At 64.2% G+C, this 14,216-nt stretch carries 16 protein-coding genes; 3 read left to right on the forward strand and 13 right to left on the reverse strand.

Translation table 11 applies throughout. From position 1 onward, the window contains the following. Positions 1 to 14 precede the first annotated feature (14 nt). On the reverse strand, positions 15 to 1,574 hold the full coding sequence (locus tag ACWAT4_RS23840) for an acyl-CoA carboxylase subunit beta (protein ID WP_212443774.1): 1,560 nt from the start codon (positions 1,572 to 1,574) through the stop codon (positions 15 to 17). Then, the gene (locus ACWAT4_RS23845) at positions 1,504 to 2,478 is read right to left on the reverse strand and encodes an IclR family transcriptional regulator (protein ID WP_212299263.1); all 975 of its coding nucleotides are present in this window, start codon (positions 2,476 to 2,478) and stop codon (positions 1,504 to 1,506) included. The genes ACWAT4_RS23840 and ACWAT4_RS23845 overlap by 71 nt, the downstream gene beginning before the upstream one ends. Positions 2,479 to 2,572: 94 nt before the next feature. On the opposite strand from ACWAT4_RS23845, the gene ACWAT4_RS23850 reads away from it, so the two are divergent. Both ACWAT4_RS23850 and glsA read left to right on the forward strand, forming a co-directional pair. Then, a complete protein-coding gene (locus ACWAT4_RS23850; RefSeq protein WP_212444174.1) occupies positions 2,573 to 2,794 on the forward strand; it encodes an acyl-CoA carboxylase biotin carboxyl carrier protein subunit in 222 nt (73 codons plus the stop codon). A 150-nt stretch (positions 2,795 to 2,944) separates the two neighbouring features. Further along, the gene (gene glsA, locus ACWAT4_RS23855) at positions 2,945 to 4,792 is read left to right on the forward strand and encodes a glutaminase A (protein ID WP_449728212.1); all 1,848 of its coding nucleotides are present in this window, start codon (positions 2,945 to 2,947) and stop codon (positions 4,790 to 4,792) included. A 9-nt stretch (positions 4,793 to 4,801) separates the two neighbouring features. On the opposite strand, the gene ACWAT4_RS23860 is transcribed toward glsA, so the two are convergent. Together ACWAT4_RS23860 and ACWAT4_RS23865 are read right to left on the reverse strand one after the other, a co-directional pair. After that, entirely contained in the window at positions 4,802 to 5,104 is a 303-nt protein-coding gene (locus ACWAT4_RS23860; RefSeq protein ID WP_212299260.1) for a nucleoside triphosphate pyrophosphohydrolase family protein, read from the reverse strand. A 26-nt stretch (positions 5,105 to 5,130) separates the two neighbouring features. Then, entirely contained in the window at positions 5,131 to 5,658 is a 528-nt protein-coding gene (locus tag ACWAT4_RS23865; RefSeq protein ID WP_212443777.1) for a carboxymuconolactone decarboxylase family protein, read from the reverse strand. On the opposite strand from ACWAT4_RS23865, the gene ACWAT4_RS23870 reads away from it, so the two are divergent. Next, the gene (locus ACWAT4_RS23870) at positions 5,657 to 5,863 is read left to right on the forward strand and encodes a hypothetical protein (protein WP_212299258.1); all 207 of its coding nucleotides are present in this window, start codon (positions 5,657 to 5,659) and stop codon (positions 5,861 to 5,863) included. The two genes, ACWAT4_RS23865 and ACWAT4_RS23870, sit on opposite strands and share 2 nt — an antisense overlap. 274 nt (positions 5,864 to 6,137) lie before the next feature. Here ACWAT4_RS23870 and ACWAT4_RS23875 read toward each other — a convergent pair whose 3' ends face one another. The 9 genes from ACWAT4_RS23875 to ACWAT4_RS23915 all read right to left on the reverse strand — a co-directional run bounded on the left by ACWAT4_RS23875 (position 6,138) and on the right by ACWAT4_RS23915 (position 14,214). Next, positions 6,138 to 6,497 carry a Zn-ribbon domain-containing OB-fold protein gene (locus ACWAT4_RS23875; protein WP_212299257.1) on the reverse strand — a complete coding sequence of 120 codons (360 nt, stop codon included), beginning with the start codon at positions 6,495 to 6,497 and terminating at the stop codon, positions 6,138 to 6,140. Next, positions 6,494 to 7,630 (reverse strand): thiolase family protein, encoded by a 1,137-nt coding sequence (locus ACWAT4_RS23880; RefSeq protein ID WP_449728213.1) that lies wholly within the window; start codon positions 7,628 to 7,630, stop codon positions 6,494 to 6,496. Before ACWAT4_RS23880 ends, ACWAT4_RS23875 begins: the two co-directional genes overlap by 4 nt. Before the next feature lie 119 nt (positions 7,631 to 7,749). Further along, positions 7,750 to 8,949 carry a CaiB/BaiF CoA transferase family protein gene (locus tag ACWAT4_RS23885; protein WP_449728214.1) on the reverse strand — a complete coding sequence of 400 codons (1,200 nt, stop codon included), beginning with the start codon at positions 8,947 to 8,949 and terminating at the stop codon, positions 7,750 to 7,752. Positions 8,950 to 9,067: 118 nt separating this feature from the next. After that, on the reverse strand, positions 9,068 to 9,274 hold the full coding sequence (locus tag ACWAT4_RS23890; RefSeq protein ID WP_212299254.1) for a hypothetical protein: 207 nt from the start codon (positions 9,272 to 9,274) through the stop codon (positions 9,068 to 9,070). Between the two features lie 117 nt (positions 9,275 to 9,391). Then, entirely contained in the window at positions 9,392 to 10,561 is a 1,170-nt protein-coding gene (locus ACWAT4_RS23895) for an acetyl-CoA acetyltransferase (protein WP_449728215.1), read from the reverse strand. A gap of 60 nt (positions 10,562 to 10,621) precedes the next feature. Beyond that, entirely contained in the window at positions 10,622 to 11,272 is a 651-nt protein-coding gene (gene eda / locus ACWAT4_RS23900; RefSeq protein ID WP_212299252.1) for a bifunctional 4-hydroxy-2-oxoglutarate aldolase/2-dehydro-3-deoxy-phosphogluconate aldolase, read from the reverse strand. Between the two features lie 18 nt (positions 11,273 to 11,290). After that, a complete protein-coding gene (locus ACWAT4_RS23905) occupies positions 11,291 to 12,247 on the reverse strand; it encodes a sugar kinase (RefSeq protein ID WP_212425767.1) in 957 nt (318 codons plus the stop codon). Positions 12,248 to 12,276: 29 nt separating this feature from the next. After that, a complete protein-coding gene (denD, locus tag ACWAT4_RS23910; protein ID WP_212425766.1) occupies positions 12,277 to 13,263 on the reverse strand; it encodes a D-erythronate dehydrogenase in 987 nt (328 codons plus the stop codon). A 75-nt stretch (positions 13,264 to 13,338) separates the two neighbouring features. Continuing rightward, positions 13,339 to 14,214: a carbohydrate ABC transporter permease gene (locus ACWAT4_RS23915; RefSeq protein ID WP_212299249.1), complete on the reverse strand. Its 876-nt coding sequence runs from the start codon at positions 14,212 to 14,214 to the stop codon at positions 13,339 to 13,341. Between the last annotated feature and the right edge of the window lie 2 nt (positions 14,215 to 14,216).

Consider the following 14,216-nt stretch of genomic DNA (forward strand, 5'->3'; position numbering starts at 1 on the left):
ATGACAACTCGGCCTTACGGCCGGATCGTCATGCTCTCGGGCGGTCCCGCTTTCCGCAGCGGCTCGGCGAGGCGCGCGAACTCGCACAACAGCGAGCGCGTCTTGCGGGGATCGATGATTTCCTCGACCCAGAATTTTTCGGCCGAGCGAAATGGCGAGCGCAGCTTGTTGAGCCGCTCCTGAATCTCGTTGAGCTTGACTGCCTTGTCCTCGGCCGCGTCGATGTCGGCGCGGTAGGCGGCTTCGATGCCGCCTTCGAGCGGCAGCGAGCCCCAATAGGCCGACGGCCAGGCGTAGCGGATCGAGAAGCGGTCGGCCGGCTGATGCACGACGCCGGCGACACCGAACGCGTTGCGCAAGATCACCGTGCACCAGGGCACGGTGGTCTGGTTGACCGCGGCCATGGCGCGCACGCCGTGGCGGATGGTTGCCGCCTTCTCGGCGTCGAGGCCGATCATGAAGCCCGGGCAGTCCATGAGATAGACGATCGGCAGATGGAAGGTCTCGGCGAAGTCGACCCAGCGCACCACCTTCTGGCAGGCATCCGCCGTCCACGAGCCGCCATAGTGAAAGCTGTCGCTGGCGAGCAGCATCACCGCGCGGCCCTCGAGCCGCGCCAGGCCGACGATGATCGGCTTGCCGAAATTGCTGCCGACCTCGAAGAACGAGCCCTTGTCGACGACCTGCTCGATGATCGGCCGCATCTTGTAAACCTGCTTGCGGTTGCGCGGCACCGCATTCATCAGCGCCTCTTCGCTGCGCTCCGGATCATCGGTGCAGGGCAAGGTCAGCGGCAGCTCATAGACCGATGACGGCAGATAGGACAGGAAGCGCCGCGCGCAGGCAAACGCTTCTTCCTCCGTGTCGACGGCATGATCGACCGCGCCGGCGCGGGTCTGGATGTCGGCGCCGCCGAGCTCTTCCTTCGAGAGGTTCTGGCCCAGCGCCTTCACCACCGGCGGCCCCGCAACGAACATCGCGGACTTCCGCGTCATGATGGAATAGTGGCTGGCGGCAAGACGTGCGGCGCCCAGGCCCGCAACCGATCCGAGGCCAAGCGCGACTACGGGCACGCGCGACAGGTTCTCCGTCGTGAAGCGATACCAGCGGGTGCCGCCAATGCCGCCCGGCAAATTCGCCGCGCCCTTGGTCTCGATGGTCTTGACCGAACCGCCACCGCCGGAGCCTTCGATGATGCGGACGATGGGCAGACGGAAGTCGTGCGCCATCTCCTCCGCCATCAACGGCTTGGCGGAGATCGACGCATCCGCGGAGCCGCCGCGCACCGTGAAATCGTCACCGACGACGACAACGGTGCGGGCGTCGATGCGCGCGCGACCGAACACGCAGTTCGCCGGCGTCACCTTCTGCAACTCACCGCTGGAATCGTACTCACCGATGCCGGAGACGGCACCGATCTCGTGGAAGCTATTCTTGTCGATCAGTCTGTCGATGCGCTCCCGAACAGTCAGCCGGCCCTGGTCATGCTGTCGCTTGACCTTGTCAACGCCGCCCATCTCCCGCGCGAAGGCTTCGCGCCGGGCGAGCTCGTCGAGTTCCGGCTTCCAGTTCATTCACTCCCTCCGAATTGATCGGCTTATTATTGTTGTGCACGGCCATTGCGACCGGTTTGCGCGGGATGCGGTTGTTGAAGACGTCGCCTTCGGCGCCCTCCATCAGGCTGCCGAGCGAACGGCCGAGCGTCAGCATCAACGGCGCGACCTCGGCATGCAGACGCTGCTCGTCATACATCGCCGAGAGAAGGCCGATCGTAACGACCACGAAGGTCTGGTACTGCGGCGACCAGATCGGCACCGCCAGGCCATTGATGTGCGGGCTCCACAGGCCGCAGGCCGTGACGTAGCCGCGCTCGCGCAGCGACTGCCTGTTGGCCTCGATACGGGGCTTGAGGATCTTTGCCGCCTCAGGCGCTTCGCGCTCCATTTCCGCGATGTAGGCATCGCCGACTTCCGGCGCCAAGGCCGCCGTGTAAGCCGCGCCCGCGGCGGTCGAAGCCATCGATATCCGGCTGCCGGTGCCCTCGTGTAGGCCGAGCGCAGAAGCCGAGCGCGCGAACTGCAGATAAACCAGATGGAAGCGATCGGGCACGACGAAGCCGACGGTGCCTGGAAGCTGCTCAGCGACTTCCTGCAGCCGCTGCCGGATCATGCTGCGCAGCTGCGCGCCCTTCATCATCGAGGCGCTCATCGCCACCGCACTCGGGCCGATCCGATACTTCTGATCGCGCGGCAGATAGACCAGCTGCCCCATGCGCGTCAGCGTGTGCGTGAGCCGCGACACCGTCGAGCGCGGCAAGCCGCAGCGATTTGAAATCTCGAGGTTGCCGAGCCTGCTATCGTGGCCCTCGAAGCATCGCAACACGTCGAACGCGCGCGACACCACCTGGATAACATCACCCTCACCGGCATCGCCGGCGAGCGCACCTTGCCTGCTCAATCGCTCCGAACGTCGTCCCATGATCCCTACCGGTTGTTCCGCTGTGCGGAATTAAATTCCACTTGCAGACGACGCTACCTCAGGCATTTTGCGACGACAACAAAAAGGCGATGGCATGCCAGAAATTAAGATCATCACGGAGGTCGCCGGTCGCGTCTGCGCGACTCCCGTGCAAGTTGGAGGAACCGTCGCCGATGGCGATGAAATTGTGCTCGTCGAAGCCATGAAGATGGAGATACCGGTACCCTCACCCGCATCAGGCACGCTCACATCATTGCTCGTGAAGATCGATGACCTCGTTGCCGAAGGCCAAGCGATTGCGATCGTCGCGAGCTGAGCACGCGCCGCCGGCGGCTTCCCATCCGCGACAATCTGAAACAGATCATATCGCCATGGCGATCGGCATCTTGCGTCCGGGCGTTACGATGCACCGGCCTGCAGACGTTGACGGGTTGCGCGTGCTCGGATTGCGTTGCACAAGTGGGCGATGATAGCGCAACCGCCGCCCGCCACTGCCTGGACCCGCTCGAAGCCGCCGCTACTGCGGTTTCTCGACACGTGCCTCAACGAATTCTCCGCAGAGACGTCAGGCCATGTCGCCGACTACATTCCCGAATTGAGCAAGGCCGATCCTGCCTATTTTGGCATCAGCCTCGCAACGCTGGACGGCCATGTCTACGAAGTCGGCGACTCCAGGGTGCCCTTCACGATCCAGTCGATGTCGAAACCGTTCGTGTTCGCGCTGGCGCTGGATCTTCTGGGCGCCAGTAAAGTCGAGAGTGCGATCGGCGTCGAACCCTCGGGCGATCCCTTCAACTCGATCCGGCTCAACTCCGAAAATCATCCGTTCAATCCGATGGTCAATGCCGGCGCGATCGCCTGCACCGGGCTGATCCATGCCAGCAAGGGCGCCGAGGCCTTCGAGCAGATTCGCCTGGCGCTCAGCCGCTTTGCGGGCCGCGATCTCGCCGTGGACGAGGCGGTCTATACGTCGGAGAGCCAGACCGGCGACCGCAACCGCGCCATCGGCTATCTGCTCAAGACCAATGCGGTGATCTCGGACAATGTCGCCGGCGTGCTCGATGTCTATTTCCGGCAATGCGCCGTGCTGGTCACCGCGCGCGATATCGCGGTGATGGCGGCAACGCTGGCCAATCGCGGCGTCAATCCGGTCACCGGCGAGCAGGTGCTGAGCGCTTACGCGATCTCGCGCACGCTGTCGGTGATGACGTCGTCGGGCATGTACGACTATGCCGGCGAGTGGATCTACCGGATCGGCATCCCCGCCAAGAGCGGCGTCGGCGGCGGCATTCTGGCAGCACTCCCTGCCCGTCTCGGGCTCGGCAGCTATTCGCCCAAGCTCGACAAGCACGGCAACAGCGTGCGCGGCATCAAGGTCTGCGAGGCGCTGTCCTCGCATTACGATCTGCACATGCTCAACCGCAGCGACGACGCCCGCAACGCGGTGATTGCCGACTACGACATCGGCAAGAGCCCGTCACGCCGCGTCCGCCGCCAGCAGGAGCGTGATATCCTCGCCGCGCACGACCAGGCCGTGCGGGTCATCGAACTGGTCGGCGTGCTGTCGCTGTCGGCCGTCGACTACGTGACGCGCAGGCTCGCGGGACAACCGCGGCCGCAAATCGTCGTATTCGACCTGCACCGCGTCACCTCGACTACGCGCGCCGGCGCCCGGCTGCTGGCCGAGGCCTTCGAAGAGCTCGCCGCGCTGAATGTGACCGTGGTGCTGTCGGGCGTCCGGCGCGCCTCCAAGGAATGGAACAGCTTGCGGGAGTGGACTGCGGAGCTGAAGAACGTCCGCGACTTCTATCTGCTCGACACCGCGATCGAATGGGCGGAAGACCAGATCGTCTACCGCTATGGCGGCTCGATCGATTTTCACGAGACCACCGAGCTGTCCGAGCAGCCGCTGCTCGACGGCCTTAGCGAAGAAGAGCTGACAGATCTGGCTTCGATCTGCACGATCCGGACCTATCAGTCCGGCGCAAAGATCATCACGACGGGCGATCCCGCCGATGCCTTGTTCTTCCTGCGTAGCGGCGCCGTTCATGTCACCCTGCCCGACGGCGTCAGGCTCGCGACGCTGACCGCCGGAATGGCGTTTGGCGAGATGGCGCTGATCGAGACCGCCCGCTCCGCCGACGTGTTCGCGGACATGGCGGCGACCGCGTTCGAAGTGCCTCTGAAGGATTTCGAGCGATTTCGCAGGCAGCACCCGCGGGCGAGCGAGCGGATCATGCGCAATCTGGCGCAGCTGTTGGCAGATCGCCTGATCGTCGCCAACACCAAGGTCGACATCCTGACGTCGACGTAGTGCGGCGCTTTAGCGGCTTGCCGCCTCGCTGATCCGCCGCTTGATCTTGGCGGCGCTGGCCTTGAGCAGTTCGGATGGCTGCTGCCCCGTCGCGGCGCACAGGCAGGCCCAGTAATAGATGACATCGCCGAGCTCTTCGACGAGACCCGCCTTGTCGAGCCAGTCGTCGCGCAGCAGCTTCTTGATGTGCTCGGCGACCTCGCCGGATTCACCGGCAAGGCCGAGCCCGAGATAGGACAGCCGCTCATTCGAGGGATGCTCATCGACTTTCGCAACGCTTGCGGCCCAGGCCGCATATTCATCGATCGTCATGACCATCCCTCGCAGATCGCGGCTGATCAGCCCACCACTTCGGTGACGGGCTGGAGATCGATCTCAAACGTCTCCAAAAACTTTGACGTCATGATGTAGAACCCGACCGAGAGCTGCAGCTCGACCAGTGCGGCCGGCGTCAGCTTCGCGGCGATCGCCTTGAAGGTCGCGTCCGTCGGCTTCTTCAGCTTGACGATCTCGTCGGTGAAGGCAAGCGCGGCGCGCTGGGTCTCGTCGAAACAGGTCGCAGCCTGCCAGTTCTCGAGCGCCTCATTCTGCGCGTCGGTGACGCCGACATTCTTGCCGATGCGCTTGTGCGCGATGATCTCGTACGGGGCCTCGCACAAGATGCCGGTGCGGGTGATCGCGAGCTCGCGCACGACGGGATCGAGCTCGCCCTTGTGGCGAATCGCGCCGCCGAGGCGGCAGTACTGCTCAAAATAGCTCGGCGAATGCGCCATCATCCGGAAAATGTTGGCATTGCGGTTCTTGTCGAGGATTTCGCGGGTACGGTCGGACGCTCCGGACGGGTCGCTGTAGTCGATACGGGCCATGATTTGCCTTGAGTTTTTCCTGAAGCTTTTGATGTTTATTGTCGTCGCCGGAGCAAGTTCCCAAAAACTCTATTCTTGCGTGGACGCAGGAGCAACATTATCGAGTCAAATTGCCGCCGCATTGCTGATCGACCTTGGCACAGTCGATATTCGCCGCGTGGGGACAAATCGCGGTGAGTACTCGCAAGTGGGGTGTTCCGAGTAAAATAATTGGCCGTTTTGCGCTTACCACGCAACGACGAGTCACGCCCAAGTCTAGGGAGAAGACGGCATGAAGGAAGCCACCAAGGGGGCGGCCTCGGAAGCGTTCGCGCACATGCTGGCGGTGATGGCGATGCTCGTCATCGCCAGCATCTTGTTCTACGGGCGTTAGGTAGCGTTTCAGAGTTTTCGTCATTCCGGGGTGGCCCTCGCACAGGCCAGGCCCAGAATACCCGTTCCAGGCTCGGTCCTTGACCGCCCCCGAATGACGAATCCCACTACCTCTTCTTCGCAAAGAACGGGACCAGTTTACCGGCAAACGGCTTGAAGCCCGCGGTCACCTCGTCGCCAATGGCGAGATCTTTCTCGCCATGGGCCATCATGCGAAAACCTTCGGCGCAATCGACCAGCAGGATGTTGTAGGGCACGTGCGCGCGCGTCTCCGGCGTCGCGGCGCGGCAGACCAACGAGGTCGCATAGACCGTGCCCTTGCCGCTGGCCTGCGCCTCGCGCGGGTCGGCGGCTCCACAGGCAGCGCAGAAGGCGCGATGGAAATACTGGATGTGGCCGCATACGACGCAGGTCTGGTACGTGATCGCCTGCTCGCCCTTGGTCCAGTCCGCGATTCGTTCGCTCATCGCACCCGCTCCAGAAACATGCTGACATGGGACGACAGCACGCCGCCGTCGCCATGCAGCAGCGCGATCGAGGCGTCGCGCACCTGGCGGCTAGCCGCCCGCCCCGTCATCTGCAAATGCGTCTCGACCAGATGCGCCATGGCGCCGCCGACGCCGCAATGGCCGTAGCTGAGCAGGCCACCATGGGTGTTGAGCGGCATCGCCCCGTCGCGGCTGAAATGACCCGCACGCACCCGCGCGGCCGCCTCGCCGCGGCCGGCAAGGCCGAGGTCTTCCAACAGCATCGCGAGCGTGATGGTAAAGCTGTCGTAGATCGCGGCGTAACGCACGTCGGAGATCGCAAGCCCCGTAGCTTCCTTGGCCCGCGCGATCGAGATCTCGGCACCGAGCTCGCTCAGGCCGGGAGCGGCCGTGACATGCTGATGGGTGTGCGCCTGGGCGCAGCCGCGGATGCGCACGCCGGCCTCTCCGGTCCGCTCGCGGCTGATAACGAAAGCGGCACCACCGTCGGAGACCGGGCAGCAGTCCAGCAGCTTGAGCGGCAGCGCGACCGGCTTCGAGGCCATGACGTCCGCAACCGTGATCGGATCTTGGAATTGCGCGCCGGGATGGGTGCAGGCGTGGGCCCGCATCAGCACCGCAAATTCGGCGAGGTCCGCTTCGGTGACGCCGTACTCGTGCATGTACCGGTTGGCGACGAGGCCGTAATAAGCGGGAATGGTCGGCCCGAGCGGCACCTCGTAGTCGGGATGCCCGACCTGCGCCAGCGCCTGGATCGAGGCATCGCGGCTCTGCCCGGTGAGACGGTTCTCGCCGGCGACGACGAGGACGTTGCGGCAGACGCCTGATGCGACGAGGTGATGCGAGAGCATCGTCATCGCAAGGCCGGTGGCGCCGCCGACCTGCACGGCGTGGGCGTAAGACGGGCGGATGCCAAAATGCTCGGCGAACACGGTCGCCAGCATGATGTGCGGCGAGACGGTGGAATAGCCACAGAGGATACCGTCGACATCGCTGCGTTTCAGCCCGGCATCGTCGAGCGCAGCTTGCGCCGCCTTGCTCATGAGGTCGAGCGAGGATGAGCCTTCGTGCTTGCCGTAGGGCGTGAGGCCGACGCCGGTGATGAAGCTCATGTTCCCTCCCCCTTGTCATTCCGGGACGGCCCGAAGGGCCGAACCCGGAATCTCGAGATTCCGGGTTCTCGCTTCGCGAGCCCCGGAATGACGGATGAGAGAGCCCTGATCATTCTCCCCTACTCCGGCACCGCGCGCGTGACACCATCGCGGACCATGGCGGCGATCTCGTCCTGCGTGTATCCAACCTCGCGCAAAATCTCCGCGCCGTGCTCGTTGAGCCGCGGCGCCAGGCGCACCGGTTCGGCCTCGGTCTCCGACCAGGTCGCCGTCACCTTCATGCTGCGGATCGGTCCTTCGGTCGGGTGGCTGACAACCGGGAAGAAGCCGGTCGCCTCCAGATGCTCATCGTGCAGGATCGACGCGAGGTCGTGCATCGGCATGACGGGCACGTCGGCCTTGGTCAGCAGCTCGATCCACTCGGCCGTCGTGCGCGTCTCGAAGATGCGCGCGAGCTCGGCGTAGACGACGTCGATATTGGCGGCGCGGCCAGCAAACGTCGCGAATTTGGGATCGGCACGGAGATCGTCACGCCCCGTCGCTTTGAAGAAATTCTCCCACTGCTTGTCGTTGTAGACGATGACGCTGAGATGGCCGTCGGAAGTCTTGTACGGCCTGCGGTCGCGCGAGAGGTGGCGGGCATAGCCGCCCTTGTCGAGTGGCGGCTCATAGGTGAGCCCACCCATGTGGTCGCCCATGACAAAGCCGGCCATGGTCTCGAACATCGGGATGTCGACGCGCTGGCCGCGCCCGGTGCGATCGCGATGCACGAGGCTGGCGCAGATCGCGCCGACGGCGGTGAGGCCGACGATGCGGTCGACCAGCGCATTCGGCACGTAGCGCGGAATGCCATCACCGGTCTGCGCCATCAGCGCGGGAAGCGCCGTGGCACCCTGGATCAGGTCGTCATAGGCGGGCTTGGCGGCATAAGGCCCGTCCTGGCCGAAACCGAACACGCCGGCATAGACGAGGCGCGGATTGATCGCGGAGACGACGTCGTAGCCGAGCTGAAGCCGCGCCATCGCCTGCGGACGGACGTTGTAGACGAGCACGTCCGCGTCCGTCAGCAGGCGCAGCACAGCTTCACGGCCAGCGGGTTTCTTGAGGTCAAGGCAGATCGAGCGCTTGCTGCGGTTGGTGTTGAGAAACACCGGACCCATGCCGGTGTGCCGCATCGGACCGATCAGGCGGGTGACGTCGCCGTCGAGCGATTCCACCTTGACCACCTCGGCGCCGTAGTCGCCGAGCATCTGGGTCGCATAGGGCCCCATCAGCACGGTGGTCATGTCGATGACCTTGATGCCCTTCAGCGGCCCCATCCGTTCACTCCCGATTGCGCAGGCTTGAGATGTCCCCGCGATTTCGGTCCAGCTAACGGCAGCGACGCCGGGCGCACAAGGGCGGCCGGCGTATGGCCGCATGCGCAGCAATCGGCAGCTATTTCTTCTGGCGGGATTCGCGGATCTTCATGAGACGGTCGAGTTCATCGTTCTGCTGGTTGATACGGTCGGCGATCCGCGACTCGCTCTGCTCGCCGGATGCGGCAGCAGCCTGCTCGATAAGCTGGCGGATATTATCCTCAAGGATCGCGATCCGATCGTTGAGGGCCTCGAGAGAAAGTGAATCTTCGTAGTCAGTGCTCATGATGCATTCCCTGCAAATCAATCAGAGCATTAAGGCGGGCTGGAACCGGCCCACCATGATCTAGCGCAAGAAAGAGGTGGGCACGGCGCATGGCGCCTTTGCCCACCCTGAGCGAGCTTACTTCAGCGGCTCCAGGACGGAGACGTAGTTGGCGACCGCGGCGCCGCCCATGTTGAAGATGCCGCCAAGCTTGACGTTCTTCAGCTGCATGCCTTCCGGCGCCTGCCCTGCAAGCTGCATCGCGGTCATCACATGCATGGAGACGCCGGTGGCGCCGATCGGATGGCCCTTGGCCTTCAAGCCGCCGGACGGATTGACCGGCAGCTTGCCGTCCTTGAGCGTCCAGCCTTCCTTGATGGCGCGGGCGCCCTGCCCCTTCGGCGTCAGGCCCATCGCTTCGTACTCGATCAGCTCGGCGACGGTGAAACAGTCGTGGGTCTCGACGAACGAGAGATCGTTGAGCGTCACACCGGCCTTTTCCAGTGCACGCTGCCAGGCGACCGTGCAGCCCTCGAACTGGAGGATGTCGCGCTTGGACATCGGCAGGAAGTCCTGGGCATGCGCAGTGGCGCGGAAGCCGATCGACTTGCTCATGCCCTTGGCGGTCTCGGTATCGGCCAGCACCAGCGCCGCCGCACCGTCGGAGACCAGCGAGCAGTCGGTACGCTTCAGGGGACCCGCGACATAGGGGTTCTTCTCGCTCTCGGCGCGGCAGAAGTCGAAGCCGAAATCCTTGCGCATCTGGGCGAAGGGATTGGCGACGCCGTTCTTGTGGTTCTTGGCCGCGATCAGCGCCAGTGCATCGGACTGGTCACCGTATTTCTGGAAATAAGAGCTGGCGATCTTGCCGAATACGCCGGCAAAACCGCCGACGGTGTCGCCGTCCTCCGGCAGATAGGACGCCTTGAGCAGGTTCTTGCCGATCTCGGGGCCCGGCGTACGCGTCATCTGCTCGACACCGACGACCAGCACGATTTTTGCTGCCCCTGCGGCGATCGCCCGCAGGCCCTGATGGACCGCAGCAGAGCCGGTGGCGCAGGCGTTCTCGACCCGGGTCGCCGGCTTGAAGCGCAGCTTCGGGTCGGCCTGGAGCACCAGCGAGGCGGTAAAATCCTGCGCCGAGAAGCCGGCGTTGAAATGGCCGAGCACGATCTCGTCGACGTCGGAGGCCGAAATGCCGGCATCGGCCATCGCCTCATTCGCGACGCGGGTGACGAGGCTTTCGACGGTTTCGGTGTCGAACTTGCCGAATGGCGTATGCGCCCATCCGACGATGCTGGCGGTCATGGTCTTTTCTCCCTGGCGATCTCTTGCTGACCTAAGTCTTAGCCCAGGGATGGCAAGACTTCACGCAGGTTTAAGGGCCTGGAGGGTGCGCTGGCAGATGGCAGTTATGCCGGCCCAGTTCCCCGCCTTGATCTCCGCCGTCGGGCACAGCCAGGAACCGCCAACACAGACCACGTTGGGTTCGGCAAGCCAGGTCGCCGCATTGGCCTCGCCGACCCCGCCGGTCGGGCAGAACCGCACGTTCGGGAACGGCCCGCCAAGCGAACGCAGGCCCTTGATGCCGCCGGCCTGCTCGGCCGGGAAGAACTTTGCGACGTCGAAGCCGTAGGACAGCGCCGTCATCAGCTCGGACGCCGTGGCAATGCCCGGCGCGAACGGCAGCGAGCTATCGGCGGCGACCTTGAGGAGATCGGGGGTCAGTCCCGGGCTGATGCCGAATGCGACGCCGAGCTTCTCGACACGGGTGAAGTCGGCCGGATTGAGAATGGTGCCGATGCCGACGACCGCATCGGGCACTTCGGCCATCATCGCCCGCGCCGCCTCGATCGCAACGGGGGTGCGCATGGTCACCTCCAGCGTGCGGACGCCGCCGGCCACCAGCGCTTTCGCCAGCGGCACGGCGTCCTGGATACGCTCGATGGTGAGGACGGGAATGACGGTCGCGGCCTTGAACAGCGCGACGAGGTGGTTCTGTTGGGCGGTGGTGGTCATCTTAAGGGATCTTTTCGTTTACTTGGTCGCCTGGCGCGTGGGCGCCGGACGATGCCGCTTCTTCGGTGGCATGGCATAGCCCGGAATGATGGCGCCGGGATAGCAGATCACGAGGCTGGCGAGACGATGGCCGGCCTGGGCCGCCTCCACCGGCTCGGAACCGCCGAGCCGGGCCGCGATATAGGCCGCGGCAAAGCTGTCGCCGGCCGCCGTGGTGTCGACGACCGGCTTGGTCATGGGTTCGGCGCGGACCTCGCTGGTCCCGCCGGGGAAGCGCAGCAGGCTGACCGGCTCGGCAAGCCGGAACACCAGCTCAGGCGTCGGGATGCGCGCCATCAATTGCTCAGGACTTTCGCCGGGATAGAGCGCCAGCATATCCTCGGTCGAGGTCAGCACGATGTCGGCAGCCGCGAACGCCGCCGCAAACACCTCACGCGCGACGTCGCGATCCGGCCAGCCGCGCGCGCGGAAGTTGGTGTCGAACACGAAACGGGTGCCGAGCAGACGCGCACGCTTGATCGCCGCGAACAGCCGGTCGCGCCCGGCGGCATCATAGATCGAGAGCGTAATCGCGGAGAGATAGACGATGTCGTAGCTCATCAGCGAGTTGAGCAGCTCGTCGGTCTCCGGCAGGCTCATCAACTGCCGCGCGGCCGCACTGTCGCGCCAGTGGAAGAACTGGCGCTCACCATTGGCATCCAGCTGGATCATGTAGAGGCCGGGCAGCTTGCCCGGCAGTCGCACCACGCGCCGCGTGCCAACGCCCTCGGCATTCCAGGCTGCGATCATCTCGTCGCTCATGCCGTCGTCGCCGAGCGCGGTGAGATAGTCGACCTTGACATCGAGCCGCGCCAGATACACCGCCGTGTTGAGAGTGTCGCCGCCGAAGCCGCGCGAGAACAGGCCGCCGGCCTGCCCGCCCTGAGCCTGCCGAAGCTCGACCATGCATTCACCGATGCAAGCTACGCTCGCCATCGTCATATCCCGGCTATTCATCGGTTAGATCAGGCGACGAAATTGCCGCCGAGCTCGTCTTCGATGTGAATGCGGATGATGTCGTCGAAAGTCTTCTCGGCAGTGGTGAAGCCGAGCTCGAGCGACCGCTTTGCGTCGAAGTTGCGCGGCCAGCCGCCGACGATGCCGACGATGAAGGGATCGGGCTCCCGCTTGATGCGGGCTGCGACCTTGTCACCCGCGACCCGCTTCAGCGCGGCGATCTGCTCGCCGACGGTAGCCGACAGGCCCGGCATGGTCAGGTTGCGGCGCGGACCGACCTTGGCGAGATCCATGGTTCCAGCATGCAGCAGGAAGCCGACGGCCGAGCGCGGCGTCGCGTGCCAGTGGCGGACGTCCTCGGACACCGGGAGGATCGCCTCCTTGCCGGCCAGCGGCTCGCGCAGGATGTTGGAGAAGAAGCCCGATGCCGCTTTGTTGGGCAGACCGGGACGGATGCAGATGGTCGGCAGGCGAATGCCGATCCCGTCCAAGAAGCCGCGGCGGGAATAGTCGGCCAGCAGCAATTCGCCGATCGCCTTCTGGGTACCGTAGCTGAGCAGCGGCGTATGGAAGAACTCGTCGCCGATCGCATCCGGGAACGGGGCGCCAAACACCGCGATCGAGGACGTGAACACCACGCGGGGCTTGTAGCCGCCGCCGACGAGCCTGATCGCGTCGAGCAACATCCGCGTGCCGTCGAGGTTGATGCGGTAGCCCTTGTCGAAATCGAGTTCGGCCTCGCCCGAGACGATCGCCGCGAGATGGAAGATCACGTCCGGGCGGCCGGCGATCAGCTTTTCGGCAGCGCCGGGGACGGCGAAATCGCCCGCGACGGTCTCGACCGGAAAACCGGCTTTCTCCGGCTTCTTGGGCTCGACCACGTCATGCATGGTCAATTTGGTGATGTCGCTCTTGCCGAGACGGCCGTCGCGCAAGAGACGTTCACACAATTTGCGGCCGACCATGCCAGCCGCGCCCAGAACCAGAATGTGCAAGAGCCTACTCCTTCTTATTGGCCGGAACGCGCCGCTCTTGAAACCCGTTGGCGCGTTCTCAGGCAGGCCCCCCGATCATTCCTTCACGGCGCCGGTCATCGCCGACACATAGTACTCTACGAAGAAGGAATAAAGGATAACTACGGGGACCGAGCCAGTCAGGGCCGCCGCCATCAGCGCACCCCAATGATAGACGTCGCCATTGACGAGCTCGGTGATGGCGCCGACCGGAATGGTCTTGTTCTCCGACGAGGAGATGAAGGTCAGCGCGTAGATGAACTCGTTCCAGGACAGCGTGAAGGCGAAGATGCCGGCCGAAATCACCCCTGGGAGCGACAGCGGCAGCGTGATCTTGACCAGGATCTGAAGCCGCGTGGCGCCGTCGATCAGTGCGCATTCCTCCAGCTCGTAGGGAATGGTGCGGAAATAGCCCATCAGCAGCCAGGTGCAGAACGGGATCAGGAAGGTCGGATAGGTCAGGATCAACGCCAGATTGCCGTCGAACAGGCCGAGCTGGAATACGATCGCCGCCAGCGGAATGAAAAGGATCGAGGGCGGGACCAGATAGCCGAGGAAGATCGCGAGGCCGACATAGCGCGAGCCCTTGTAGCGCAGGCGCTCGATCGCATAGGCCGCGCAGACACTGGCGAACAGCGAGATGAAGGTCGAGGACACCGAGACGATCACCGTGTTCCACATCCACAGCGGATAGTCGGTGTCGAAGAACAGCTTCTTGATGTGCTCCAGGGTCGGGTGCGCGATCAGGAACGGATTGTACTTCTCGTAGTCGTACATTTCCGCGTCGGGTTTGAACGTCGTCACCGCCATCCAGTAGAACGGAAACAGCAGGAAGAGGATGATCAGACCGAGCGGGAGATAAACGCGCAGGAACTTCCGCGGAAAACTCTCCAGATAGTCCATTCCGACGCTTTGATCGTCTACGGTGGTCATGG

The sequence above is a fragment of the Bradyrhizobium sp. T-1 genome, from assembly GCF_053592855.1.

Bases quoted from the DNA above. Each gene is read 5' to 3' on its own strand.
- ACWAT4_RS23870 (WP_212299258.1), top strand. From the start codon at position 5,657: ATGATTTGCCTTGAGTTTTTCCTGAAGCTTTTGATGTTTATTGTCGTC.
- ACWAT4_RS23850 (WP_212444174.1), top strand. From the start codon at position 2,573: ATGCCAGAAATTAAGATCATCACGGAGGTCGCCGGTCGCGTCTGCGCG.
- ACWAT4_RS23885 (WP_449728214.1), bottom strand. From the start codon at position 8,949: ATGGGGCCGCTGAAGGGCATCAAGGTCATCGACATGACCACCGTGCTG.
- ACWAT4_RS23895 (WP_449728215.1), bottom strand. From the start codon at position 10,561: ATGACCGCCAGCATCGTCGGATGGGCGCATACGCCATTCGGCAAGTTC.
- ACWAT4_RS23865 (WP_212443777.1), bottom strand. From the start codon at position 5,658: ATGGCCCGTATCGACTACAGCGACCCGTCCGGAGCGTCCGACCGTACC.
- ACWAT4_RS23915 (WP_212299249.1), bottom strand. From the start codon at position 14,214: ATGACCACCGTAGACGATCAAAGCGTCGGAATGGACTATCTGGAGAGT.
- ACWAT4_RS23880 (WP_449728213.1), bottom strand. From the start codon at position 7,630: ATGAGCTTCATCACCGGCGTCGGCCTCACGCCCTACGGCAAGCACGAA.
- glsA (WP_449728212.1), top strand. From the start codon at position 2,945: ATGATAGCGCAACCGCCGCCCGCCACTGCCTGGACCCGCTCGAAGCCG.
- ACWAT4_RS23845 (WP_212299263.1), bottom strand. From the start codon at position 2,478: ATGGGACGACGTTCGGAGCGATTGAGCAGGCAAGGTGCGCTCGCCGGC.
- ACWAT4_RS23840 (WP_212443774.1), bottom strand. From the start codon at position 1,574: ATGAACTGGAAGCCGGAACTCGACGAGCTCGCCCGGCGCGAAGCCTTC.
- ACWAT4_RS23860 (WP_212299260.1), bottom strand. From the start codon at position 5,104: ATGACGATCGATGAATATGCGGCCTGGGCCGCAAGCGTTGCGAAAGTC.
- ACWAT4_RS23890 (WP_212299254.1), bottom strand. From the start codon at position 9,274: ATGAGCACTGACTACGAAGATTCACTTTCTCTCGAGGCCCTCAACGAT.
- eda (WP_212299252.1), bottom strand. From the start codon at position 11,272: ATGACCACCACCGCCCAACAGAACCACCTCGTCGCGCTGTTCAAGGCC.
- ACWAT4_RS23905 (WP_212425767.1), bottom strand. From the start codon at position 12,247: ATGGCGAGCGTAGCTTGCATCGGTGAATGCATGGTCGAGCTTCGGCAG.
- ACWAT4_RS23875 (WP_212299257.1), bottom strand. From the start codon at position 6,497: ATGAGCGAACGAATCGCGGACTGGACCAAGGGCGAGCAGGCGATCACG.